The following is a 22,391-nucleotide window of genomic DNA, read 5'->3' as shown; positions in this document are numbered from 1 at the left end:
AGTTTGTTGATGGAAGGAAGACTACGGCAGAATTCGGTTGGGTCCAACCCAAAGCCTGATTTTCTTAGTTCGGGCGTGGGTTGGTGGTCAGATGATAGCGCGCCAGTTCCAGCGGGCTGAGCATATGAATGCGATCCGGAGGGGTCGCCATCGTGGGCTCCATCAGGCCCAGATCGACGCCCATTTCGGCCAGATAGCGCATGACCTGCGCGCTGGACTGTTGCACATCGACCGCAGTCCGGGCGCTATCTTGAGGGCTGTCCGGGGCGATATGTTCCTGATGCACGCCAAATCTGCCTCGCGCGTCTGCGACCCGATTCCGACCGCCCGCAAACATATAGGGGCAAGCGGCATAACAGATCGCATCGGCGGGCAATCTGGTGCTCACCCCCGCCGCGCGCAGCATCCGCCCGCTTCCTCAATAGAATAAGCGATATCATAGGCGATCAGCATCTCATCTTCGGCCACAAGAACTTTGTAGCCTTGTAGCCAGCAATTCCTTGGCTCGATACACATCGGGTTACCCTTTAATCAATTCCATTGGCACGCGTATTCGTGCAAGGAACCCGTCAGCGGGCCATTCGGTTCCGTAGTCCCCGCGCAACTGGCCGTGAATGGTCATGTCGATCAGACGGTTGCCAAAACCGGTAGGGTGGGGCGGTTCGTCGCGCGTCGGGCAGCCGGTTTCGCGCCAGTCAAACGCCAGCATCGCGCCCGCGTCGCCGGCCTCGATCTGCCAGTCTAGCCGCAGTTCGGCCCCCTCATGCGCCAGCGCGCCGTATTTCACCGCGTTGGTCGCCAGCTCATGCAAGACCAGCGCGAAATTCGTCGCGCCCGCTTGGTTCAGCATCACCGCGGGCCCTTCCAACACGAGGCGCGGATCTTGCGCGTTGGTATAAGGTGCCAGAACGGCGCGGATCAGATCGGCGAAATCGACCTCACCGCGAAAACCGGTTTCCAGCGTCGCGGTCGGGCTGACCAGATCATGGGCGCGCGCCAAAGCGTTGATGCGCGCGCGCAACCCCTTGGCCATCGCATCGGGCGAGGCGGCATGGCGCGCCGTCATCCCGATCAAACCCGACATCATCGCAAACACATTCTTGACGCGGTGGTTCATCTCGCGCGCCAGCATCTCACGGGCCTGCGCAAGTGTGCGCTCATCGGTGACATCGCGCAGATAGATCAGCAGCGTGCCATTTTCGGGAAACAGCCGCGCCTCAAGGATGCGCCCGTCATAGCCCACAAAATCAGCCGTCTGAGGCAGCGAGGTTGCGCGCGCACGCCTGAACGCCGCCTCGGTATCGGTGCCTTTGAAATGCGGAAAAGCTTGCCAGAAATTGGTGCCCATAAAAGCATCGGCCAGGTGCGCCCCATAGGCTCCACGCACCCTCTCGCGCATCACGCTGTTGAAATAGCGCACGCAATCCGTCGCATCGAGTTCAAGAATCCCGTCGCGTGTCACCTCGTGGAAATGCGCCAGCCGCTCGGTGCTTTCATGGGCCTCGCGTTCAGCGCGTTTACGTTCGGTGACATCAAGCAGCGTCGCAACCGCCAGCGGCGGATCGCTTTCAATCCGGCGCGCGGAAATCAGCAGATCGAGCGGCCTGCGAGCGGGCTGTTTGATTGTGACCTCTTCGGCGGTGATCACCTCATTGCGCAACGCCGCGCGGTTCAGTGGCAGCGCGTCATTGCTGATGGCACGCCCCGCGCTGTCAAAGGCGTACATATCGGGGCGATTTAGACCTTCGGTTTCATCGTTTCCAAGATTCATCAAGCTGCGCGCGGTGCTGTTAATATCAACTAGACGTCCCGTTTCCGCCTCGGCCAAAGCCACGCCGACCGGCATTTGATCAAGAATCGTGCGAAACACCTCTTGCTCTTGCCGCGCGAGGTTGGTCTGGCGACGCAGCCTGATTTCAGCTTCGACCCCGGCGGCAAGATCAAGAAGGGTCTCGTGATCCTCATCGCTCCAGATGCGCGGCTCGTGCCCGATCACGCAAAACGAACCCAGCACATCCCCCTCGACCGAGCGCAGCGGCACCCCAAGATAGGCGATCACATCCATATCGTTGACCGCGCCATTGTCAGCCACCCGGGCGTCTTGGCGCGCATCTGTCACCCGAAACGTGTCGTCTTTTTCAACGACATGGCGACAAAACGAATGGCTGAGCGGCGTCTCCCGGCTTGCCAGCCGGGCCGGATCGACCCCGGTTTGCGACAGCAGGAACTGGCGGGTCTCATCCACCAGAGACACCAGCGCCACCGGCGTGCCCACGATACGCGTCGCAAGTCGGGTGGCACGATCAAACGCTTCCTCAGCCGGTGCGTCCAGCAGCCCGGTTTGGTGCAGCGCCCGCAGGCGCTGGGGGTCGGTTATGGACGACAGGCGTGGCCCATTCTCGGAGGTCAACTTGATATTCACTCACTCACTATGACGCTGAAAGGCGCTCGGGTCATCTTACATATTTTTCATAACCCAGATCGCCAGCTGCCATAAGGTATAGGTATGAGGAAAAATTCAAGGGTGCGGCGAAAAGTGACCCTGCATTAATAATTTATGGTCACGATCACGGAATCACTATAGCTGCCAAGATACCCCGTCTGACCGGCATGTAATCGGCCATAAACGGGGAAATGCTGATTGGTGCCGCTGCCTGTTCCGCTGGCGGATTGCGCGGGCGTTTTCCCCCAAGGCTGGCTGCGCGCACTGTCTCGATACAGCCCGTAATCCAGCGAATAGGCGGCATTGCGCATCTTGCGGTGGGCTGGATCAGACACGCCAGAGCCTGTGCCCATATCCATCGTGATTGAATAGGGGGTGTTTTGCGAACAGCTTACATCGACCGACGCGGTGGCATCGACATTGCTGTTGATGACCGAGCTCAACTGGCCAAAATTCATCGGGCTTACCGACAGTTCGCAACTGGCGGTGACATCCGCAGACACCGTGAAACTGCCTACGGGTGCCGTTTGGCTAAGCGCGCCCGTGCAGCTTGCCGTACCGTAGCTGATCGAGATATTCCCCGCGCCGGAGAATTGCGACTCGTAATGCCCGGTCGGGGTGGCGCTGCCGGTGCTGAGGATGCGGGCGTAAACCGGCACGGTCGCTTCCCCCGAGCCGAGGCCGAGCAGCGCCCCGTTCAGCAAGAGGATCGTCACGGATTGGGTGACGGTATCAAGTGGCGCGCCCGTCAGGTTGGTGGCGCTTTCGGATAGCTGATAGGACAGGCTGTCGCCCGAACTGCCCGTCATGTAGCGTGGGTTGTTGCCACCGCCCGCGCCACCCGAGCCGGGGCCAAAGGTGACGCACATTTCAAGCAACAGACCAACCAAACCACTGCAGCTGATCTTGAGCGTCCCCGAACTTTGATTAACGACGCCCGCGCGTAGCGAGACCGAGCCGAAATCAACATCGCTCATCACCGCATCACAGGTGGCTGCGCGAGCCGAACTCACACTCATCATCAGCGCCAGAATCAGTGGGGCAACCAGCGCGATAAGGCGCGCCGCGTATGTCGTCAGCACGCTCATTGGCACACCACCGGGTCAATCACATCTTGCACATCGCCGCTGGCGTGGAAGGCAAATGTTGCCTTGCAGGTTCCGCCCTCCAATTCGGCGCGCAAGCTGTTGCGGGCGCTGGCGTTTTCCAGCCAGGTCTGGCCGTCATAGCCGACATATGTATCGGTGCCGCCCGCGACATGGATCAACGTTCCGGGGGGCAAAACCGCGCCGCTGCCATCACGCAGCACCGCGATGACCCCGGCCCCTTGCGCGCCGCGAAAATCGACATAACGCCCCGACAGCCGCGCCGGGATCACATCGCTCGCGGTGAGGCCGGGCGAGCTGCCGTGGGGGAAATCTGCAACATCCACCGACACGCGGTTGCGGTGATAGGAATTGAGCCCCGCAATCAGCGCGCGCCCGTTCCGTCCGGTTTTCGCAACCGCGCGGTTTTGTAGCATGACCGGCATATTCGGCACTCCTGTATCTACGATCGCAAAGCTGTCATTCACCAGATTTCCCGCCGCAAGATGCCCGCCTGCCATGACCAGCGATCCATCCAGTTCGCCGCGCAGATAGGTCTGGCTTTCAGACTTCTGCACCTCGCCCGAGACCAAACCCAGCCGCCCGCGATATTGCGCCTTGGCGCGCAGCGCGGTCTGGCCCGATTGCTGGCCTGCCTGCGCGAGATAACCGAAGTCGCCGATCTCATCGCGCACCGGGCGCGACCATGTGACATCCCGGGTCTGGCGCCCGCTGGAACTGGTATAGGCGGCGGTGCGCAGATAGCTGCGCTTGCCCAGTTTCAGCGACAGCCCCATCGAAATGCGCGTCTCACCATCGGTGAAATCATGCGAACCCGACACGCTGAGCGCGCCCCGCCCCCTCGCCAAGGGCATCGCATAGCTCGCCGATATCAGCCGATCATGGGAATTGCTGCGCTTTGAGCGCACATAAGACAGCCCGACGCGATTGGCTTGCGCGGTAACCGGGATCGAAACGGTGATCACGTCCTGCGCGCGTGCCGTTTCCAGCAACGAGGCCGAGTTCGCCAGCGCGCCTGCGCCCAGATACGCGACCCCCGTCACATAGGCCAAATCCGCATAGCCCGCATCCGAGCGCGAACTGCGCGCGTCAATATCCACCGCGCCGATTTGGGTGGACAGACCGATCTGCCAAAAATTGCCAGAACGCCCATTATACCGGCTGCGCGCCGCGGCAAGCGACACCTCGCCCAGCGCCAGCGGCACCGCCACAAACCCGCCTCCGATTATCTGAAAATCCTGCGTCGTGGTCGCATAGCCCTCGACAGTGATCGCATCGCTCAGACCGTAGCGCAGACTGGCCGACAGGATCGTGCTGGCGTCATAGCTGGCGTTATCCAGCCCATAGGCCTGACGCGCATGTCCGACAGACAGGCTCCAATCGGCCATGCCCTTTTTGATCAAGTTGCCCGAGGAAAAGAACGACACTTTCTTGCGCCGGGTGCGCCCGTCATCGCCTGTCACCACGATTTCGGCATCCCCCGAACCGGTATTGACGGAGATGTCCTCAAGCCGGAACGGCCCGCTATTAAGCGATCCGCTATAAACGCGGTTGTTTTCGATAAAAACATCGACTGATGATGGCACCGCCGCCGCGCCCGCAAAGGATAGCCGCTGATCGGTCACCAGATCGGAGCGTAGCGAAAAATCCCGGCGAAGCTGCACGCCGCCCATCCGGATCGGGCGCATCCAAGTCGGGCCGCGCGTGGTGAAATCACCCACGCTCAGCGTCACCGCCTTGCTTGGCGCATGATATTGCCACGTGGTTTCCTCGCGCACGAAACGGCCGCCGGGCGTGGTGCCGGTCTGTGTCAGAATCGGGCGGAAATAGCGACCGGTCGAGCGCAAGGTGCCAAAGGGCGAAAAGATCCAGCCGTCAAACGCAGCCGCGACGTTCGAACTGCCCCTGCCATTGGCCACGCTGATATGGTCAAGCGTCAGGGCGTAATTCAACGCCGCGCCCCAGCTTTTCTCAGGCGCCTCATAATCGGGCGCGCGTGCAGCCGAGATCACATCGGGCAGCAGCGCGCGGATCGGGGCCGATATATACACCCGCTGCTCAGAGGCATCATAGCGATAGCTCACACGGGGCAGCGCACTCAGCGAGACCTCATCGCCCAAGCCCGCCGGAACCGCGATGCCGACCTGCTTTAGCTCGGATCGCGGAGAAGACATATTCTCACCCTCGAGCCCCGCATTGAACCGCGCGATCAACCCGCTGTCGCGCCCGTTCACCGTCACTGCCAGATGTAGCGGCATGCTCTCCAATTCGCTTGCCGGAATGCTGGCGTTGGCCTGTAGCTCGGTGCTGGCTGTTTGTGCCGATGCGGCGATACCCGAGGCCATCAATACGCAGAATGCGATCAAAAGAATTGGGTGAATGGTCATGCTTCGCCCCTTTCGAGCGGCCCGCGCGGGGTCGATCCGTCCGCGAAAGCCGTCACCGGGTTTCGGCGCTTACGAAAAGCACAGCGGCACCGATTGGCGCACGAGCAGCTTCACGGTTTGGCCGCGCTGCTTGGGGCCGGGCAGGCGGTCGATCAGCACGCGATAGCATTCCTGCCCGCGCGGTTTTTTCTTGCTGGTGCGTATGATCCGTACTGTCAGTTCCTGACGCGGGCCCAGCTTGGCCATCGGCGGCGACACCACGACATTACGCGTCGCTGAATAGCGATTGGGGTCGGTTCCCTTTTTCCATTTCACAATGCGCAATTGCACCAGTGAGGCATCGCGCCCGCCCGCTTTTACTGTGAGCATGGTCTGATTGGAGTGAATCCCGTCAAGGCGCGTCGGCGATACTGAAACGCTGCCAGCTTGCGCGTTTGGCGCCATTGCCAGCAACGGCAAGGCAAGGGCAAGTGCACGCAGGAGGGAAAGTTTTGGAAACGTGATCATAGCTCTACCTCGTTATAATCATTGCTTGATGCGGTCTGGAGGTTCGGCCGGCGGCGGCGGGCCACGCGCTTTAGTAGTTCATCGTCACGGTGATCGTGTCGGCATAGGTACCAAGAAGGTAATTGCCTTTGGGCACCATGCCATAGACCGAGATCGTTTGTGCGACGGCCGCGATAAGGTTGCCAGACCAGGCGTTACCGTCGATTGCGATCTCTCCGGTGTGATTGGCTTGCGTATAGACTTTGTAGGGCACTGTATCGGTTGCTGATGAGATCATGCTGCGCACGCCCCCGCTGGCATTTTCGCCACCGTCAAGCGTGACCGACACGCCGGTATGGCCCGACGTGCAAGCGATCTCGACGGACCCGATGGAGGTTTCAGTTGTGTCTTTCGTCGTGTCGATTGTGGCGAAGCCCAGTGGCGAGACCGAGGTGAACACGCAGGTGTCGACCACTTCGGCCGAGACGTTAAGCTCGGCGGTTACGGTTTCAGCGGCCAGGGTCGGACTGGCGCAGACCCCGACAGCAATGGCGAGGAGCGAGAGCTTGATAAGTATGAAACGCATCGAGGTGTCTCCTATTTTCGCGCAGGTGGCGGAGGTAAGTCGAGCAAATGACCGTGAGCGACCTCGCATTCGAGAATAGGCATCCTGTCTTAAGAAACCCTTTCAAAATCAGGCAGAAATCGGGGAAACTTACGATCTTCACGTGATGAGACGCAAAATTTCCGGGGGAATTGGTCGAAACTGCGAAAAGCTCTGGCGCGTGATGTGGGCGATTTTCAAAGCCGCTCGGCGCTGATTGCGCTGCTCTTTGTTGATCAAGTGAGTTTCACCCAAAACGCGGGAGAAAACTTGTCTATTCCTTAATCGAAATCGGTTTCTGCCTTTACGAAATCGGTTTCGGTACTTTACGCTGCCGAAATGGAGGAGATTCGCGACACCGTATCGCACGACCAAGAGGCCCCCGCCCGTCGGGTGCGCCTCTCTGATCTCGCGACCGCGCTTGGGCTGACCAAGAGCACCGTTTCGCGCGCGCTCAACGATTATGCCGACATTTCCCCCGACACGCGCGACCGCGTGCGCAAGATGGCCGCGCAAATGGGCTACGCGCCGATGCCGTCAGCGCAGGCGGTGCGCACGGGGCGGGTGCGCGCATTGGGTCTGGTTCTGGAACTGGATGCGCCCGATCGCTACGGCCCGTTTCTGGCGGATTTCTTGGGCGGCATCACGCAGGCGGCCTCGGTCGAAGGCTGGACGCTGACGATCGCCTCATCGACCTCGCGTGCGGATATGGAAGCGACCATCACGCGGCTGTTGCAAGAACACAAGGTCGACGGGTTTATCCTGCCGCGCACCCGCGTGCAGGATCCGCGCGCGATCTTCTTGCAGTCCAAGCGCGTGCCGTTCGTGCTGTTCGGGCGCGTCGGATATGGCCAGCGTGATGCGGGGCTGTCTTGGTATGATGTGGATGGCAGCGGTGCGATGCGTGATGGCGTGGCGCGATTGGTGCGGCTGGGTCACAAACGGATCGGCTTTGTCGGGCCGTGCGAGGCGTTCAATTTCGCGATGCTGCGCCGCGATGGCTACCGCGAGGGGCTGGCGCTGGCGCAGATTGCGCATGACCCCGCACTTGAGATCATGGGCGTTTCGGATCGCGCCGAAGGGGCGGTGGCGGCGCGTGCGCTGCTTGATCTGCCCGAGCCGCCCACGGCGATCGTTTACGCCACCGATGCTACGGCGCTGGGCGCCTATGACGTGGCGCGCGAACGCGGTCTGACGATCGGGCGTGACCTGTCGCTGATCGCTTATGACGGCATCCCCGAGGGGCGTATGATCGAGCCCCCTTTGACGACATTCGCGGTGGACAGCCGTCATGCCGGTGAACGGCTGGCCGCACTTCTCATCGCGCAATTGCGCGGCACGCCTGCGGAGGAGCTGACGGAATTGGTTGCGGCGCAATTGCAACCGGGTGGCTCGGACGGGCCGCCGCGCATGACATAAGACAAACTTAATCTACCGGGAGGAAAATAAATGAAACTTATGACCAATGCTGGAATGACCCGATTGCTTGGATCTGCGGCCATGGCGCTGATGCTTGGCGCGGTCGGGGTGCAAGCCGAAACGATCAAATACTGGACGACCGAGGAGCAACCCGAGCGTCTGGCCAAACAGCAAAAGCTGGCAGATGACTTCAAGGCGAAAACCGGCATTGATGTCGAAGTGATCCCGGTCAGCGAAAGCGATCTCAACACCCGCGCCACGGCGGCCTTTGCGGCGGGCGATTTGCCGGATGTGATCTACACGCCGATCCAGAACGTGCTGCCTTGGACCGAGGCGGGCATTCTTGATTCCGCCGCCGCAACGGATGTGATCGACGAGCTGGACCCCAAAACCTTCGCGCCCGGCGCGCTGAAGATGGTGGAGACGGATGGTGATTATGCTGCCGTTCCGGTCGATGGCTGGACGCAGATGATCCTCTATCGCAAAGACCTGTTCGAGAAAGACGGGCTCGCCCCGCCCACGAATTTCGCCAATATCGAAGCGGCGTTGAAAAAGCTGAATAATCCGCCGGCTATGTATGGGTTTGTCGCCGCTACCAAGGTGGATGACAACTACATGAGCCAGGTGCTGGAGCAGATTTTCCTGGCCAATGGCGTCTCGCCGGTTGGTCCGGACGGGTTCAAGCCGCTGGATGAGAAAAAGACCATCGAGGTGTTGAATTTCTACAAGGATCTCGCCAAAGCCTCGCCCCCCGGTGACAATTACTGGAAGCAATCGCGTGAGCTGTATTTTGCGGGTAAGGCGGCGATGATCATGTGGTCGCCCTTCATTCTGGACGAGCTGGCCGGTCTGCGTGACTCTGCGCCGCCGATGATTGACGGCGATCCTACCTCGACCGCGCTGGCGAAAGACACGGGCGTTGTCACCAACTTGTCGGGGCCGTCCGATCCGGCGGGCGCAAGCTGGGCCGATATTCGCTATTTCGGGATCACCAGCGACGCCGATACGGACGCGGCTGAGCAGTTTGTCGATTTCTCGATGAATGACGGCTACGCCGAGACGCTCTCGATCGCGCCCGAAGGCAAGTTCCCGGTGCGGCGCGGTACGCCCGATGATCCCACCAAATTCACCACGCTTTGGGCAACGCTGCCCGTCGGCGTGGATCGCAAAGCGCCGCTGAAAGACCTTTATGCACCTGCGGTGATTGAAGAAATCACCAAGGGTCTGGACACCGCGCAGCGTTGGGGCGTGGAAGATGGGCAACTGGCGCTGGCGTCGAAAATGCTTAACAGCCAAGAGATCAACCGCGTGGTGCGCGAATATATCGACGGCGGTATTTCGGCTGAGGATGCGGTCAAAAAGATGAATGACGCGCTGTCCAAGATCAATTGATCTGAGAGCTATGGGGCAGGGCGTGCGCGCCCGCCCCCTTTTGCGCGCCCTCTAAAGATGGGGGCAAGTCAGGAGACTGTCATGACCGATATTTCGCCGCCCAAAGGGCGCGGCGCGCTGGCGAAACGCGAGGCGCGTCTGGCCTGGGGCCTGCTTTTTCCGACGATTGCAATTGTCGCGCTGGTGGTGATTGTGCCGCTGCTTGCGATTTTCTGGATCTCGGTCAAGCCGGTGAAGCTGGGCGATCTGCGCCCTGCCGAGATGCGTTTGCGCATCAGCCTGCGCGATAATGACGCCCAGTCGCAGGTGGAATATCGCGTCATCAACCCCTCGCGCGAGCATGTCATTCACGGCGCGGGATTTGACACTACGCTGCCCGAGGGCGTGACCCTGACGGGCGATCTGCCCAAGGGCTGCGCGCTGAGCGGGCAGGATTTGCACTGTGAGTTTGGCGATCTGGCGCCGCGTTTCAACGAGCGTTATCGCATTGACGCGCGGGTCACAGGTGACGCGAAATCGCTGCAACGCCCGGTGCGTGATTCCGCGACGGTGGCGCGGGGCAAGGCTGACAACATCCTGACGAATTCGACCTTTACGCTTGAGAATTTCACCAAGCTGTTTGACGGCTCCGAGTTCTGGTCGGTGCTGGGTGTGACGTTGTTTTATACCATCTTCGGCACGCTTGGCGCGCTGCTGGTCGGGCTGTTTGCGGCGCTGCTGCTCAACAAGGATTTTCGCGGGCAGGGGATTTTGCGCGGGCTGTATCTGTTCCCCTATGTGGCACCGGTGATCGCGGTGGCGTTTACTTGGATCACGCTGTTTGATCCGTTTTCGGGCTCGGCTAATGCGTTGCTGATCCAGATGGGAGTCAGCCAAGGCGCGATCAACTTTTTCGGACAGAAACCGCTGGCGCTGATTATGGTGACGGTGTTTGAAATCTGGCGCTATTTTCCGTTGAGCTTCCTGTTCATCCTCGCGCGGATGCAAAGCATCGACACCGATATGTATGAGGCCGCCGATATGGACGGGGCCTCGCCGTTCCAGAAATTCTGGTATCTTTCGATGCCGCAATTGCTGGGGATTTTGTCGGTGCTGTTCCTGCTGCGCTTCATTTGGACGTTCAACAAATTCGACGACATTTTCTTGCTGACGGGGGGCAATGCGGGCACGCGCACGCTGACCGTTGATGTCTATGAGCAGGCCTTCGCAGTCAGCAATATCGGTGCGGGCGCGGCGGTGGCAGTGGTGGTGTTTGGCTGTCTGCTGATCTTTGCGGCGCTGTTTTTCCGCACTATGAGCCGGGAGGAGGGGCTATGAAGCTGCTCTATAAAGGCTATCTGACCGGACCGATCCTTGGCGCGCTTTGGGGGCTGGTGATGGCGGTCACTTTGGGCGTCGCGATTTCCTTTGCCACCGGAGAACCGGTGCGGCCCGCGCTATGGGGGGCGTTGATCCTTGGCGTGGTGAGCGGGCTGGCGATGGTGGCGCCGTCGATGCGCCTTGTGCCGCCAATCGCGCTTGCGGTTCTTCTGGTGCTCGTGCTGCCGTTTATTGGTGCGAGTCCGCTGCATTACGGCGCGGAGGTCTCGCCCCTCTGGCGCAACCTTTTGAACATCGCGCTGGCGGGCAGCGTGGCGATCCCGTTGCGCGTCATCCTGCGCGATCTGCCCTTAGGCGCGACGACCCGGCATGAGTTTGAAGCGGCGGTGATCGCGTTTCTCACCGGGTTTGGCTATCTGTTTTTCACCGCCATCGTGATCATTCCGTTTTACGTGATGGTGATGACCTCGATGAAATCACAGCAACAGCTGATGCTGAACCCGCTTGATTTCTCGATTGATCTGTCCAAGGGCTGGCACCTGTTTGACAGCTATTACGAGCTGATGACCAAGTTCCATTTCGGCCGCTACCTGTGGACCAGCTTCTATGTCTCGGTGCTGACGGTGCTGTTGACGCTGCTGTTTTCTGTGCCGGGTGCTTACGCGGTGGCGCGGTTACGGTTTTCCGGGCGCAAGCTGTTTTCGCGCGGGATTTTGCTGATTTACATGGTGCCGATGATCGTTTTGGCGCTGCCGATTTACATCGCTTATTCGATGGTGGGGCTGCGCAATTCGGTGTTCGGGATCGTGATGATCTATCCGGTCACGACGATTCCGGTCGCGCTCTATATGCTGCAAGGTTACTTCCGTGGCCTGCCGGTTGAGGTTGAGGAGGCCGGTCTTATGGACGGGCTGAGCCGTCTCAAGGTGATCTGGAAAATCACGCTGCCGCTGGCGCTGCCGGCGCTAGCGTCGGTTGGTTTGTATGTCTTTATGATCGCGTGGAACGAGTTCCTGCTGGCGTTCATGCTGCTCGATGATCCCAGCAAATTTACCCTCACGCGGGGCATTGCCTCGCTCAATTCCTCCGAGATCCCGCGCCAGCATTTGATGGCGGGGGCGGTGATTGCGACGGTGCCGATCATGGCGCTGTTCCTTGGGTTGGAGCGTTTCATGACCCGCGGGCTGACGGCTGGCGCGGTGAAAGGATAAGATGATGACAAGCGAGACCTTGGCCCCTGCGGCCGACCTGTCCGAGCGTGACGCCGCCGCGCGCGCGATCCTGATCGCCAATGATCGGGGCGGCTATACCGTGCCCACGGCGGGGCTGTATCCTTATCAGTGGAACTGGGACAGCGCGTTCGCGGCGCTCGGGTTTGCGCGCTTTGATCTGGCGCGCGCCTGGGAGGAAATCGAGACGTTGTTTTCGGGGCAATGGGACAGCGGCATGGTGCCTCATATTCTGTTTCACAAACCCGATCCGGGCTATTTTCCCGGCCCCGATGTCTGGGGATGCAGCGGCCCGATTGCGTCCTCTGGCATCACCCAGCCGCCCGTCGCGCTAAGTTTCGCGACGCGCCTGCTGGCCGCTGATCCGGCGTTGGGGGCCGCACGATTTGCAGCACTTTATCCCAAGATGCGTAAATGGGCCGATTGGTTTTTGCGCTGGCGGCGCGATGAAAAGGGCGCGGTTTTCGTGATCCATCCGTGGGAATCGGGGCGGGACAATGCGCCGGATTGGGACAATGCGATGGACGCCATCGACCCGCAGGATGTGGGCTATTACGAGCGCCGCGATACGCAACATGTTGATGCCTCGATGCGGCCTACGAAATATGATTACGACCGCTATATCTGGCTGGTGAAGCGCGCTAGGGCGTTGGGGTGGGATGACGCCGCGATGGCGCAGGATAACCCGTTTCGCGTGGCTGATCCGACGATGCATTTCACCTTGATGCGCGGGGTGCGCGATCTGCTGGCCGCTGGGGCTGCGCAGGGATTGGACGTTGATGGGCTGGCCGATCAACTCGCCGCGTTGGAGGCAGGTGCGCAGGCGCTGTTCAACCCCGGCATGGGGTTCTATGACAGCTATAATTGCGCCAATGGCATCTGGTCGAATGCGCTGACCAACGCCTCGTTTCTGTGCTGGTTTGGCGGGCTGAAAGCGCCCGAGATGGGTGCGCATCTGGCGCGCGTGCTGGATGCGGCGCCCTACGGCGTGCCTTCGCTTGCGCCGTTTGATCCGCGCTTTGACGCCATGCGCTATTGGCGCGGGCCGACCTGGGCGATGATGAACATGATGATCGGTGAGGGCGCGAGCGAGCAGGGCATAGCGCTGGGCGAGGAGGTGCGTGCGCGCACCCGCGAAGTGATCGGGAAATACGGGTTTGTCGAGTATTTCGACCCGATGACCGGTGCCGCAGCGGGCGGCAAAGCGTTTACATGGACAGCCGCCGTGTGGCTGGCCTGGGCCGGGCAGGAGGGCTGAACATGGGTGCGATTACGCTAAAAGGCGTCGAGAAATGGTTCGGCGAGGTGCAGGTTATTAAGGGCATTGACCTTGAGATTGCCGATGGCGAGTTCGTGGTGTTCGTTGGCCCCTCGGGCTGCGGGAAATCGACGTTGCTGCGCATGATCGGCGGGCTCGAGGATACCTCGCGCGGGGCGATCTCGATTGACGGGCGCGATGTGACCGACCAGCCGCCCTCCAAGCGCGGGCTGGCGATGGTGTTTCAGTCCTACGCGCTGTATCCGCATATGTCGGTGGCCGAAAACATGGGGTTTTCGCTGAAGATGGCGGGGGCGCCCGAGGCGGAGTGGCGCGCCAAGGTGGCTGAGGCGTCCGAGATCCTCAAGCTTGATGCTTATCTGGATCGCCGCCCCAAGGATCTGTCGGGCGGGCAGCGTCAGCGCGTGGCGATCGGGCGCTCGATTGTGCGCGATCCGACGGCGTTCCTGTTTGATGAGCCGCTGTCCAACCTTGATGCCGCCTTGCGCGTCGAGATGCGTCTGGAAATCGCGCGGCTGCATCGCAAGCTGCACCGCACGATGATCTACGTCACCCATGATCAGGTCGAGGCAATGACGCTGGCCGACCGCATCGTCGTGCTGGAATTTGGCAAAATCGCGCAGGTTGGCACCCCGCGCGAGCTGTATGAACGTCCCGCAAACCTGTTCGTGGCGCAGTTCATCGGCTCTCCGAAGATGAACGTGATGCCCTGCGCGGCTTCGGGCGGGGGTTATACTTTGGAAGGTGGGCGCGGGGGCGATAATGCGCCGCCAAGCGCCACGCAACTGGGTATCCGGCCCGAACATATCACGCTGGTCGCACCGGGGGCCGGGCAATGCGATGGCCGCGTCGATGTGGTCGAATTCCTTGGCGCGGATACGTTTGTTCTGTTCGATTGCGGGGCGCTTGGTGCGATCAATGTGCGCGTCGCGGGCGATACCGATCTGGTGCCCGGCGACAGTGTTGGCTTGGCGTTCGAGCCTGAAAAGCTGGTGTTCTTTGATGAGGACGGGTTGGCGGTTTAACGGTTCGCGCTTCCCGTCGCCGGTGCTTCCACTGGAAGCCCCGCCGGTGATGAGATCACCGGTTCGCTCCGGGAATCCACAACACGTCGTCTTGACCGTCGTTGTTGGCGATGCGCGCAGCGACAAAGAACCAGTCGGACAGGCGGTTGAGATATTTTACTGCCCATTCGTTCACGCTTTCCGTCGTGGCGAGTTCGACCGCGCCGCGCTCGGCACGGCGCGCGACGGTGCGGCACAGGTGCAGGTTCGCGGCCAGCGCGGTGCCGCCGGGCAGGATAAAGCTGCGCAGCGGTTCGAGCTTGGCGTTCATTGCGTCGATCTCGGTTTCAAGCCGGGTCACCTGAGATTCGATTATGCGCAGGACCGGATAGCCCGCCTCATCGTCGCGCTCCATGTCGGGGCGGGCGAGATCGGCACCCAGATCGAACAGGTCGTTCTGGATCAGCGACAGCGCGGCCTGCACATCGTCTTGCGCATGTAGGCGCGCCAGCCCGACCGTTGCGTTCAGCTCGTCAACATTGCCATAGGCGGCGACGCGGGGGGAGTGTTTTGCGACCCGCGCGCCATTGGACAGCGCGGTTTCCCCGGCATCGCCGGTGCGGGTGTAGATGCGATTGAGAACGACCATTCAGGCCCCCTTGCGTAGATAGACAAAAATCAGAATCAGCACGATCGCCACCGCCTGCGCCGCGATGCGCAGGCGCATCAGCTTATTGGCATGTTTGCGGTTGAAATCTCCGCCGCGCCCGAACCCGGCGATGCCGATCATCAAGATGACCAGAACCGCAAGGCTGGCGGCGGCCACCAAATAGAATAACGGGTCACTGCGCATGAAATTCCTCTCCCTCTTGGCCTAGACATAGCCGCAAGGTGGGGGATTGCGAAAGAGTTTTCACCCTTTCGCGAGCACCCAGTCGAGCGCGCGCCCCGGCAGGATGCGCCGCGCGACCTCCATCAGATGGGTGGGAACGGTGATCGCGTAGCGCGGTTTCGGGTTCGGGGCGTCCAGCGCCTTGAGGATCACTTTCGTTACCGCCGAGGCGGGCAATTCGAACTTGGCGGGGCCACGGCTTTTGTAAAGCTGGTTGAGCAGATCGTCTTCATATTGCTGGCGGCGCGCCGAGTTTTCCCAATCCACCCATTTCTCGAAATGCGTAATCGCGTTTTTGCGGAATTTCGAGGTGATCGGGCCGGGTTCAATCAGCACGATCTTGATATCGGTGTCGCGCATTTCCAGACGCAGCACGTCGGTCAGTCCCTCAAGCGCGAATTTCGTCGCCACATAGGCGCCGCGCCAGCGATAGCCGACCATGCCCAGCACGGACGAGCACTGGATGATCCGCCCCTCGCCATTATCGCCCTGCGCGCGCATCACCTTGATCGCGCGGTTGGTCAGGTCGTGCAGGCCGAACAGGTTGGTCTCAAAGATCTCGCGCAGCGCGCCGGTGGGAATGTCCTCGGCGGCACCCGGGCAGGCGAAAGCGGCATTGTTATACAGCGCATCCAGACGGCCACGGCCCCGCGCGAGGGCCTCGTTAAAGCCCGCATCAATCGACTCCGGGTCAGCCACGTCAAGCTGGAACGAGGTCAGACCTTCGGCGCGCAGGCGCTCGCAATCTTCTTCCTTGCGGCAGGTGGCCAGCACTTTCCAGCCCGCCGCTTTCAGCCCGTGAGCTGCGTCATAACCGATGCCCGAGGAGCATCCGGTGATCAGGATTGTCTTGGCCATCTGTCCCGCCTTATCTGTTCGCCGCCGCGCGCACCCAAGGGTGCGTTTGGCGTCTCAGCCTCCGGCGGGAGTATTTGGAGCTAGATGAAAAGGCAAGATGGCGGACGTAGGCTGGGTCAGTTCGCGGGCGTCAAGAAACGTGATGCGACCCAACCGTCGATGCCGTCACCTTCGATCTTGATATGGGCCCAGCCCGATTTTTCGGCCACAACGAGCACCTGTTCGCCTTTGCGGATGCGGTCGACCGCGCTGTTGGCGGTTGAAGGACCAGAGCGCACGTTGAGCGCATTGGCCGAAACGGTCCAAAGCGCGCCGCCCGCGACTTGCGGGGCTTCGGTCGCGCGATATTGCGGGGAGGGGCGCAGCGCGGGTCCGGGCATGCGCGATTTCGCGATCACGGGCGTGACGGTCGCGGATGCGGGCACCACCTGCGGCGCGGGTGTCGCCGTGATCTTGCCCGGCGCGTAAAGCGGATCGGGAGTGCTGGCGCTTCGGGTGACCTGCGGCGCGGGTTCGGCCTTGGTGGTTGCAGGCTCGTCGGGCAGGTCGCGACCGAAGATCGTGAGCGTGACAAAAATCCCCGCGAACGTGGTGAAAAGCAGCTTTCCCATATCTTCCCCCAGTCTTCCCCATGACCCGCGGCAGAATCGGATCACGTTTAGTTTATCACATTTTGTTATCATCTCGTGTGGTGGAAATCCGCCAGAGCCGAAAAAGTTCCGCGCGAAATCATGCCGGCTCGTTTTCGCGCTGGACCGGGACGCGGCGCGGCTTTACACCCAAGATCATGAACAAAGACGACGAAAATCCCCTATCCATGGTTTCCGAGCCGCTAAGCCGTGCAATCGGCGAGCGCTATCTGACCTATGCGCTGTCCACGATTATGCACCGCGCGCTGCCCGACGCGCGTGACGGGCTTAAGCCGGTGCATCGCCGCATCCTGTTTGCGATGCGCGAGTTGAAGCTGTCACCGACCGGAGGCTTTCGCAAATCGGCGAAGATTTCGGGCGACGTGATGGGGAACTATCACCCCCATGGCGATGCTGCGATCTATGATGCAATGGCGCGTTTGGCGCAGGATTTCGCGATGCGCTACCCGTTGGTGAACGGGCAGGGGAATTTCGGCAATATCGACGGCGATAACCCTGCTGCGAGCCGCTATACCGAGGCGCGACTGGCGCATCCGTCCGAGGCGTTGCTGGATGGGTTGGCTGAAAACGCGGTCGATTATCGCCCGAACTATGATGGCACGCTCGAAGAACCCATCGTTCTGCCCGCCGCCTTCCCGAATCTGTTGGCCAATGGTGCCAGCGGGATTGCGGTGGGGATGGCGACGAACATTCCGCCGCACAACCTGGATGAGTTGGTGCAGGCCTGTCTGGCGATGATTGCGCGGCCCGGCATTACGGATGACGAGCTGGTCGAGCATATTCCCGGCCCCGATTTCCCGACCGGGGGCGTGCTGGTCGAGCCACCCGAAAATATCCGTGACGCCTATCGCACGGGGCGCGGGGCGTTTCGTTTGCGCGCGCGCTGGGAGAAAGAGGATCTGGGGCGTGGTCAGTGGCAGATCGTGGTCACCGAGATTCCCTATCAGGTACAGAAATCCAAGCTGATCGAGCGTCTGGCCGAGGTCATCCAGACCCGCAAAGTGCCTGCTTTGGCCGATGTGCGTGACGAAAGTGCCGATGATATCCGCATCGTTCTAGAGCCGAAAACCCGCACCATCGAGCCGGAAATGCTGATGGGGATGCTGTTCAAAAGCTCGGATCTGGAGCTGCGGTTCAGTATGAATATGAACGTGCTGATCGACGGGCGTGTGCCCAAGGTGTGCTCGCTCAAAGAGGTGTTGCGCGCCTTTCTTGATCACCGTCGTGAGGTGTTGATCCGGCGCAGCCAGCACCGGATGGACAAGATCGACGCGCGTCTTGAGGTGCTTGAGGGCTATATCATTGCCTTCCTCAATCTTGATCGGGTGATCGAGATCATCCGCTATGAGGACGAGCCGAAAGCCCTGTTGATGGCCGAGTTCGACCTGAGCGATGTGCAGGCCGAGGCGATCCTGAACATGCGGCTGCGTAGCTTGCGCAAGCTCGAAGAGATGGAGCTGAAACGCGAGCACGAAGCACTAACGCTGGAGCGCGCGGGGCTTGTGGAGTTGTTGGCCTCGGACAAACTGCAATGGAAGCAGATCAGTGGCGAGTTGAAGGATATTGCCAAGAAGTTTGGCAAATCCGCCCCCGGTGGCGCGCGTCGCACTGGCTTTGCCGAGGCAGGCGAGGTCGAAGAGGTGCCGATCGAGGCGATGATCGAGCGCGAGCCGATCACCGTGATCCTGTCCAAGATGGGCTGGGTGCGCGCGATGAAGGGGCACAATGCGCTGGACGCCGAAGTCAAGTTCAAGGATGGCGACGGTCCGATGTTTGCCATGCATGCCGAAACCACGGATCGCATCGTGCTGATGGGCGCGAACGGGCGGGCCTATACCGTTCTCGGGGCTAATCTGCCCGGCGGGCGCGGCATGGGAGAGCCGGTGCGCCTGATCGTCGATCTGCCCAATGAGGCCGAGGTGACGCATCTGTTGCTACCCAAAGCGGGCGAGAAATATCTGCTGGCGTCAAGCGATGGTGACGGGTTCATCTGCCCCGCCGAAGAGCTGATCGCGCAAACCCGGTCGGGCAAGCAGGTGCTGAATGTGCGCGGCGATGGCAAGACGATGGTTTGTGCCAAAACGCACGGCGATCATGTTGCCTGCGTCGGGCAAAACCGCAAGTTATTGGTGTTTGCGCTGGATGAATTGCCCGAAATGGCGCGCGGCAAGGGTGTGCGGTTGCAGAAATATAAGGATGGCGGGCTGTCTGATGCCACTACGTTCACGCTAGCCGACGGTCTAAGCTGGAAAGATCCGGCCGGGCGCACGCGCACCGAGTTGGAGCTAAGCGAGTGGACCGGCAAGCGCGCCTCGGCCGGTCGTATGGCGCCGCGCGGTTTCCCGCGCGACAACAAGTTCAACTAGCGCGCGTCCCCGCGCTTAGGTGTAAAGCGGGGGCACGCCAAGCTGGGCGTGAATGTGGTTGACCGATTGCGCATCAAGCCCGAGCGCCTTGGCGAAGCTGTCGAGATATTGCGCCTCGGTCTGGTTATCGAGATCAATCGCGGTGACCGACATCGTATAGGCCTGCGCCTCTAGCGCGTCGGGGATTTGACTTGCCAGACCTTGGGCATCCACGGGGGCGGCAAGTTCCTGTTGCACGAAGGCGCGCTCTTCGGGGCTGATATCGCCAAGCTGGCCCATCAGTTTATTTTCTTCTGCGGCGTCGATCTTGCCGTCGGATTTCGCCGCTTGGATCATCGCCTTAAGCATAACACCCGCCGCCGCATTTTGCGCCGGGCTGGGCGGGGTGGCGGGTTCGCCGCCATTGGCGAAGGCTGAATTCAGCTGATCGCCAAAGCTCTGCGTCGGGGCCGTCTGCGCAGGGGTGGCCTGCGCCGCGCCACCGCCCAGCATGCCCCCAAGCATCCCGCCAAGGCCGCCTGCTGCACCGCCCGCCGCAAGCGAGCCAAGCATATCGCCCAATCCGCCCGAGGACGCGCCGCCGCCCGTCAATTGGCCCAGCAGATCGCCCAAGCCACCGCTGGTTTGACCACGCGGTGATGAGCGGGTGGCGATGTTGCTTGACCCTGCGCCGCTGAGGCTTTCCATCAGGCCGCCCAAGCCGCCTGCGGAGCCAGCGCCGCCCGAGCCGCCCAGTAGCGAGCCCATCATATCGGCCAGGCCGCCACCAGACGCGTCCGATGTGCTTTCCGATGCGCTGCGCCCCATGCTGGAGACGCCTTTGGCCACCGCAACGCCGATCGCGACTTTCGCGAGTGCTCCCATCAAAGACATCGTGTTCCCTCTTTTGATTTACGTTAACGGAATTTTACGCGACGGGCGCCTTAACGCCATGGGAAAAATCCCGCGCTTGGCTCACATTGGCTCGACGGTCAGCCAGATGCCGCCTTTGGGCCGCGTCGTGAGGATCATCTCGGGCTTGGGTTCACGTCCTGCCACGGCGCTAAAGCGAAACCGCGACAGCAGCGTGGCAAGGATAATCCCGGCCTCTTGCAGTGCAAACCCCGCGCCGATGCAAATGCGCGGTCCCGCACCGAAGGGCAAAAAGGCGTAGCGGTCATGCGTCGGGTTGGCAAAGCGGGCAGGGCGAAAGGCGTCTGGGTCTTCCCACAGCGCGTGATGGCGGTGCAGCGCGTAGATCGGCAGCATCACTGTATCGCCGCGTCGCACTTCGCGGCCCAGCAGGCGGTCGGGCTTTTGCGCGGTGCGCGACAAAAAACCCGCAGGGGGGTAAAGGCGCAGGCTTTCCTGCACGATCTGTTGGATCAGGGGCATCTGATCAAGGTCTGCGACTCCGGCCACACGCCCGCCCAGCACCGCTTGCGCCTGTTCGTGCGCGGCGGTCTGGATGGCGGGATCAAACGCGCACAGATACAGCGCCCACGCCAGCGTTAGCGCGGTCGTCTCATGCCCCGCCACGATGAAGGTCAGCAGATTGTCGCGCAGCTCGGCCGCGTTCATTGCGCGCCCCGTTTCAGGATCGCTTGCGCCTTTCAGCAGGTCCAGCAAATCGGGCAGATCCTTGGCGTGCCCGGCATTGCGTGCACTGATCGCAGCATCGGCATGGCGCTTGAGCTCACGCACGATATGGGCCGAGGCGAGGCGATGGGGGCGCGGCACCCAGCCGGGCAGGGCAAAGAAATCGAGCAGCGAGACCTTGGCGGTGCGCGCGATATAGGCGTCAATGGCGCGGTGGATCGCAGCGCGGTCAAACCCCTCATCGCCCGAGAAGGTAACTTCCGAGATCACCTCGAATGTCGCGGTGACCATTTCCTGATGCAGATCGACCGCGCGCCCGGTGCCGGCATGTTGGGCGATGCGTGCCACGCTGGCTTGGGCGGCGGCCTGCATCACCGGCGCGAGCGCCTGCATGTTACGCAGGGCAAATACGGGCGAGGCCGCGCGGCGTTGCCAGCGCCATTCCGCGCCCTCGGCAACAAACAGCCCCTGACCGACCGCCGGACCAAGGATCAGCTTGGTCACGACCGATTTCGGATAATCCTCGACGCGGTCTTTCAGGATATGGCGCGCGGCATCAGGGTCCATCACCATATGCCAGCGCGCCCCGGTATTGCCCGAGATGATCGGCGCATGGGTGGCCAGTTCCGGTATAATTTCCAGCACGTTGCGCCGCGCGGCGCGCAGGCTGGCGGCAATCCCCAGCGGCTTGCGTGCAAGGTTCGCGCGCGCGGGAAGCCGTGGCGGGGCAGTGGTGGGGGTCTGATCCATCTTGCAAAGGTAGGGGCGCGTAGGCGATTGCGCAAACTTTCCGCGCGGCCCGATGATGGATTTCGCACGATCCGGGCTTGATTTTCCCTCGCCAGCGCAATAGGTAGCGCGCGATATTGACTCGGGCCTGCGCTAGCGGCCCCCTAAAGCAGAGGCGCACCGCGATATGGCTAAGGCAAAGTTTGAACGTAACAAACCGCACGTTAACATCGGCACGATCGGCCACGTTGACCACGGCAAGACCACTCTGACGGCCGCGATCACGAAATATTTTGGTGATTTCCAGGCCTATGACCAGATCGACGGTGCGCCCGAAGAAAAAGCGCGCGGGATCACGATCTCGACCGCGCACGTGGAGTACGAGACGGAAAACCGTCACTACGCCCACGTCGACTGCCCCGGCCACGCTGACTATGTGAAAAACATGATCACCGGTGCGGCGCAGATGGATGGCGCGATCCTCGTGGTGAACGCCGCTGACGGCCCGATGCCGCAAACGCGCGAGCACATCCTGCTCGGTCGCCAGGTCGGCATCCCGACGATGGTCGTCTACATGAACAAAGTGGACCAAGTTGACGACGAAGAGCTGCTCGAGCTGGTTGAAATGGAAATCCGCGAGCTGCTGAGC

At 61.3% G+C, this 22,391-nt stretch carries 20 protein-coding genes; 8 read left to right on the top strand and 12 right to left on the bottom strand.

Annotated elements, in window-relative coordinates; all coding sequences use genetic code 11:
• Window positions 1-64: 64 nt before the first annotated feature.
• From DT23_RS07780 to DT23_RS07755, 6 genes are all read right to left on the bottom strand, one after another.
• Window positions 65-406 carry a COG3904 family protein gene (locus DT23_RS07780; protein WP_051697128.1) on the bottom strand — a complete coding sequence of 114 codons (342 nt, stop codon included), beginning with the start codon at window positions 404-406 and terminating at the stop codon, window positions 65-67.
• A 114-nt stretch (window positions 407-520) separates the two neighbouring features.
• Complete coding sequence (locus tag DT23_RS18510; protein ID WP_051697127.1) at window positions 521-2,422, bottom strand: HWE histidine kinase domain-containing protein; 1,902 nt, start codon at window positions 2,420-2,422, stop codon at window positions 521-523.
• Between the two features lie 125 nt (window positions 2,423-2,547).
• Window positions 2,548-3,531: a Csu type fimbrial protein gene (locus tag DT23_RS07770; protein ID WP_038130187.1), complete on the bottom strand. Its 984-nt coding sequence runs from the start codon at window positions 3,529-3,531 to the stop codon at window positions 2,548-2,550.
• Window positions 3,528-5,936 carry a fimbria/pilus outer membrane usher protein gene (locus DT23_RS07765; RefSeq protein WP_038130186.1) on the bottom strand — a complete coding sequence of 803 codons (2,409 nt, stop codon included), beginning with the start codon at window positions 5,934-5,936 and terminating at the stop codon, window positions 3,528-3,530. The genes DT23_RS07770 and DT23_RS07765 overlap by 4 nt, the downstream gene beginning before the upstream one ends.
• A gap of 69 nt (window positions 5,937-6,005) precedes the next feature.
• Window positions 6,006-6,443, bottom strand: a complete 438-nt coding sequence (locus DT23_RS07760; protein WP_051697126.1) for a fimbrial biogenesis chaperone — start codon at window positions 6,441-6,443, stop codon at window positions 6,006-6,008.
• A gap of 70 nt (window positions 6,444-6,513) precedes the next feature.
• Window positions 6,514-7,008, bottom strand: coding sequence for a Csu type fimbrial protein (locus tag DT23_RS07755; protein WP_038130183.1), 495 nt, complete (start codon window positions 7,006-7,008; stop codon window positions 6,514-6,516).
• A 357-nt stretch (window positions 7,009-7,365) separates the two neighbouring features.
• On the opposite strand from DT23_RS07755, the gene DT23_RS07750 reads away from it, so the two are divergent.
• The 6 genes from DT23_RS07750 (at window position 7,366) to DT23_RS07725 (ending at window position 14,690) form a co-directional block, all read left to right on the top strand.
• Complete coding sequence (locus DT23_RS07750; protein ID WP_051697125.1) at window positions 7,366-8,445, top strand: LacI family DNA-binding transcriptional regulator; 1,080 nt, start codon at window positions 7,366-7,368, stop codon at window positions 8,443-8,445.
• 30 nt (window positions 8,446-8,475) lie between these two features.
• A complete protein-coding gene (locus DT23_RS07745) occupies window positions 8,476-9,837 on the top strand; it encodes an ABC transporter substrate-binding protein (RefSeq protein WP_420804682.1) in 1,362 nt (453 codons plus the stop codon).
• 81 nt (window positions 9,838-9,918) lie between these two features.
• Window positions 9,919-11,154, top strand: a complete 1,236-nt coding sequence (locus DT23_RS07740) for a carbohydrate ABC transporter permease (protein ID WP_038130181.1) — start codon at window positions 9,919-9,921, stop codon at window positions 11,152-11,154.
• Window positions 11,151-12,368, top strand: a complete 1,218-nt coding sequence (locus DT23_RS07735) for a carbohydrate ABC transporter permease (protein ID WP_038130179.1) — start codon at window positions 11,151-11,153, stop codon at window positions 12,366-12,368. Before DT23_RS07740 ends, DT23_RS07735 begins: the two co-directional genes overlap by 4 nt.
• Window positions 12,369-12,372: 4 nt before the next feature.
• Complete coding sequence (locus DT23_RS07730; protein ID WP_205618226.1) at window positions 12,373-13,644, top strand: MGH1-like glycoside hydrolase domain-containing protein; 1,272 nt, start codon at window positions 12,373-12,375, stop codon at window positions 13,642-13,644.
• A gap of 2 nt (window positions 13,645-13,646) precedes the next feature.
• Window positions 13,647-14,690 (top strand): ABC transporter ATP-binding protein, encoded by a 1,044-nt coding sequence (locus DT23_RS07725; protein ID WP_038130175.1) that lies wholly within the window; start codon window positions 13,647-13,649, stop codon window positions 14,688-14,690.
• A 55-nt stretch (window positions 14,691-14,745) separates the two neighbouring features.
• Here the strand turns inward: DT23_RS07725 and DT23_RS07720 are convergent, their stop codons facing one another.
• The 4 genes from DT23_RS07720 to DT23_RS18505 all read right to left on the bottom strand — a co-directional run bounded on the left by DT23_RS07720 (window position 14,746) and on the right by DT23_RS18505 (window position 17,030).
• Window positions 14,746-15,318: a cob(I)yrinic acid a,c-diamide adenosyltransferase gene (locus DT23_RS07720; RefSeq protein ID WP_038130172.1), complete on the bottom strand. Its 573-nt coding sequence runs from the start codon at window positions 15,316-15,318 to the stop codon at window positions 14,746-14,748.
• Window positions 15,319-15,522, bottom strand: a complete 204-nt coding sequence (locus tag DT23_RS07715; protein WP_038130171.1) for a twin transmembrane helix small protein — start codon at window positions 15,520-15,522, stop codon at window positions 15,319-15,321.
• 60 nt (window positions 15,523-15,582) lie between these two features.
• Window positions 15,583-16,419 carry an SDR family NAD(P)-dependent oxidoreductase gene (locus tag DT23_RS07710; protein WP_038130169.1) on the bottom strand — a complete coding sequence of 279 codons (837 nt, stop codon included), beginning with the start codon at window positions 16,417-16,419 and terminating at the stop codon, window positions 15,583-15,585.
• 116 nt (window positions 16,420-16,535) lie between these two features.
• Window positions 16,536-17,030, bottom strand: coding sequence for an SH3 domain-containing protein (locus tag DT23_RS18505; protein WP_051697124.1), 495 nt, complete (start codon window positions 17,028-17,030; stop codon window positions 16,536-16,538).
• Window positions 17,031-17,206: 176 nt separating this feature from the next.
• On the opposite strand from DT23_RS18505, the gene parC reads away from it, so the two are divergent.
• Window positions 17,207-19,435 (top strand): DNA topoisomerase IV subunit A, encoded by a 2,229-nt coding sequence (gene parC / locus DT23_RS07700; RefSeq protein WP_038130168.1) that lies wholly within the window; start codon window positions 17,207-17,209, stop codon window positions 19,433-19,435.
• A gap of 15 nt (window positions 19,436-19,450) precedes the next feature.
• Here parC and DT23_RS07695 read toward each other — a convergent pair whose 3' ends face one another.
• The gene (locus DT23_RS07695) at window positions 19,451-20,308 is read right to left on the bottom strand and encodes a DUF533 domain-containing protein (RefSeq protein ID WP_038130165.1); all 858 of its coding nucleotides are present in this window, start codon (window positions 20,306-20,308) and stop codon (window positions 19,451-19,453) included.
• A gap of 81 nt (window positions 20,309-20,389) precedes the next feature.
• Window positions 20,390-21,763 carry a cytochrome P450 gene (locus tag DT23_RS07690; RefSeq protein ID WP_038130163.1) on the bottom strand — a complete coding sequence of 458 codons (1,374 nt, stop codon included), beginning with the start codon at window positions 21,761-21,763 and terminating at the stop codon, window positions 20,390-20,392.
• 166 nt (window positions 21,764-21,929) lie between these two features.
• On the opposite strand from DT23_RS07690, the gene DT23_RS07685 reads away from it, so the two are divergent.
• A partial coding sequence (locus tag DT23_RS07685; protein WP_038130160.1) for a GTP-binding protein occupies window positions 21,930-22,391 on the top strand: 462 nt, incomplete at its 3' end.

The organism is Thioclava indica (genome assembly GCF_000714545.1).
Classification (GTDB): Bacteria; Pseudomonadota; Alphaproteobacteria; order Rhodobacterales; family Rhodobacteraceae; genus Thioclava; species Thioclava indica.
The sequence above is the reverse complement of the archived record's forward strand: the minus strand, read 5'-3'. Positions and strand labels throughout refer to the sequence as shown.

Coding starts and splice junctions, on each gene's coding strand:
- DT23_RS07780 (WP_051697128.1), bottom strand. CDS start 406: ATGCTGCGCGCGGCGGGGGTGAGCACCAGATTGCCCGCCGATGCGATC.
- DT23_RS07770 (WP_038130187.1), bottom strand. CDS start 3,531: ATGAGCGTGCTGACGACATACGCGGCGCGCCTTATCGCGCTGGTTGCC.
- DT23_RS07765 (WP_038130186.1), bottom strand. CDS start 5,936: ATGACCATTCACCCAATTCTTTTGATCGCATTCTGCGTATTGATGGCC.
- DT23_RS07760 (WP_051697126.1), bottom strand. CDS start 6,443: ATGATCACGTTTCCAAAACTTTCCCTCCTGCGTGCACTTGCCCTTGCC.
- DT23_RS07755 (WP_038130183.1), bottom strand. CDS start 7,008: ATGCGTTTCATACTTATCAAGCTCTCGCTCCTCGCCATTGCTGTCGGG.
- DT23_RS07750 (WP_051697125.1), top strand. CDS start 7,366: ATGGAGGAGATTCGCGACACCGTATCGCACGACCAAGAGGCCCCCGCC.
- DT23_RS07745 (WP_420804682.1), top strand. CDS start 8,476: ATGAAACTTATGACCAATGCTGGAATGACCCGATTGCTTGGATCTGCG.
- DT23_RS07740 (WP_038130181.1), top strand. CDS start 9,919: ATGACCGATATTTCGCCGCCCAAAGGGCGCGGCGCGCTGGCGAAACGC.
- DT23_RS07735 (WP_038130179.1), top strand. CDS start 11,151: ATGAAGCTGCTCTATAAAGGCTATCTGACCGGACCGATCCTTGGCGCG.
- DT23_RS07730 (WP_205618226.1), top strand. CDS start 12,373: ATGACAAGCGAGACCTTGGCCCCTGCGGCCGACCTGTCCGAGCGTGAC.
- DT23_RS07725 (WP_038130175.1), top strand. CDS start 13,647: ATGGGTGCGATTACGCTAAAAGGCGTCGAGAAATGGTTCGGCGAGGTG.
- DT23_RS07720 (WP_038130172.1), bottom strand. CDS start 15,318: ATGGTCGTTCTCAATCGCATCTACACCCGCACCGGCGATGCCGGGGAA.
- DT23_RS07715 (WP_038130171.1), bottom strand. CDS start 15,522: ATGCGCAGTGACCCGTTATTCTATTTGGTGGCCGCCGCCAGCCTTGCG.
- DT23_RS07710 (WP_038130169.1), bottom strand. CDS start 16,419: ATGGCCAAGACAATCCTGATCACCGGATGCTCCTCGGGCATCGGTTAT.
- DT23_RS18505 (WP_051697124.1), bottom strand. CDS start 17,030: ATGGGAAAGCTGCTTTTCACCACGTTCGCGGGGATTTTTGTCACGCTC.
- parC (WP_038130168.1), top strand. CDS start 17,207: ATGAACAAAGACGACGAAAATCCCCTATCCATGGTTTCCGAGCCGCTA.
- DT23_RS07695 (WP_038130165.1), bottom strand. CDS start 20,308: ATGTCTTTGATGGGAGCACTCGCGAAAGTCGCGATCGGCGTTGCGGTG.
- DT23_RS07690 (WP_038130163.1), bottom strand. CDS start 21,763: ATGGATCAGACCCCCACCACTGCCCCGCCACGGCTTCCCGCGCGCGCG.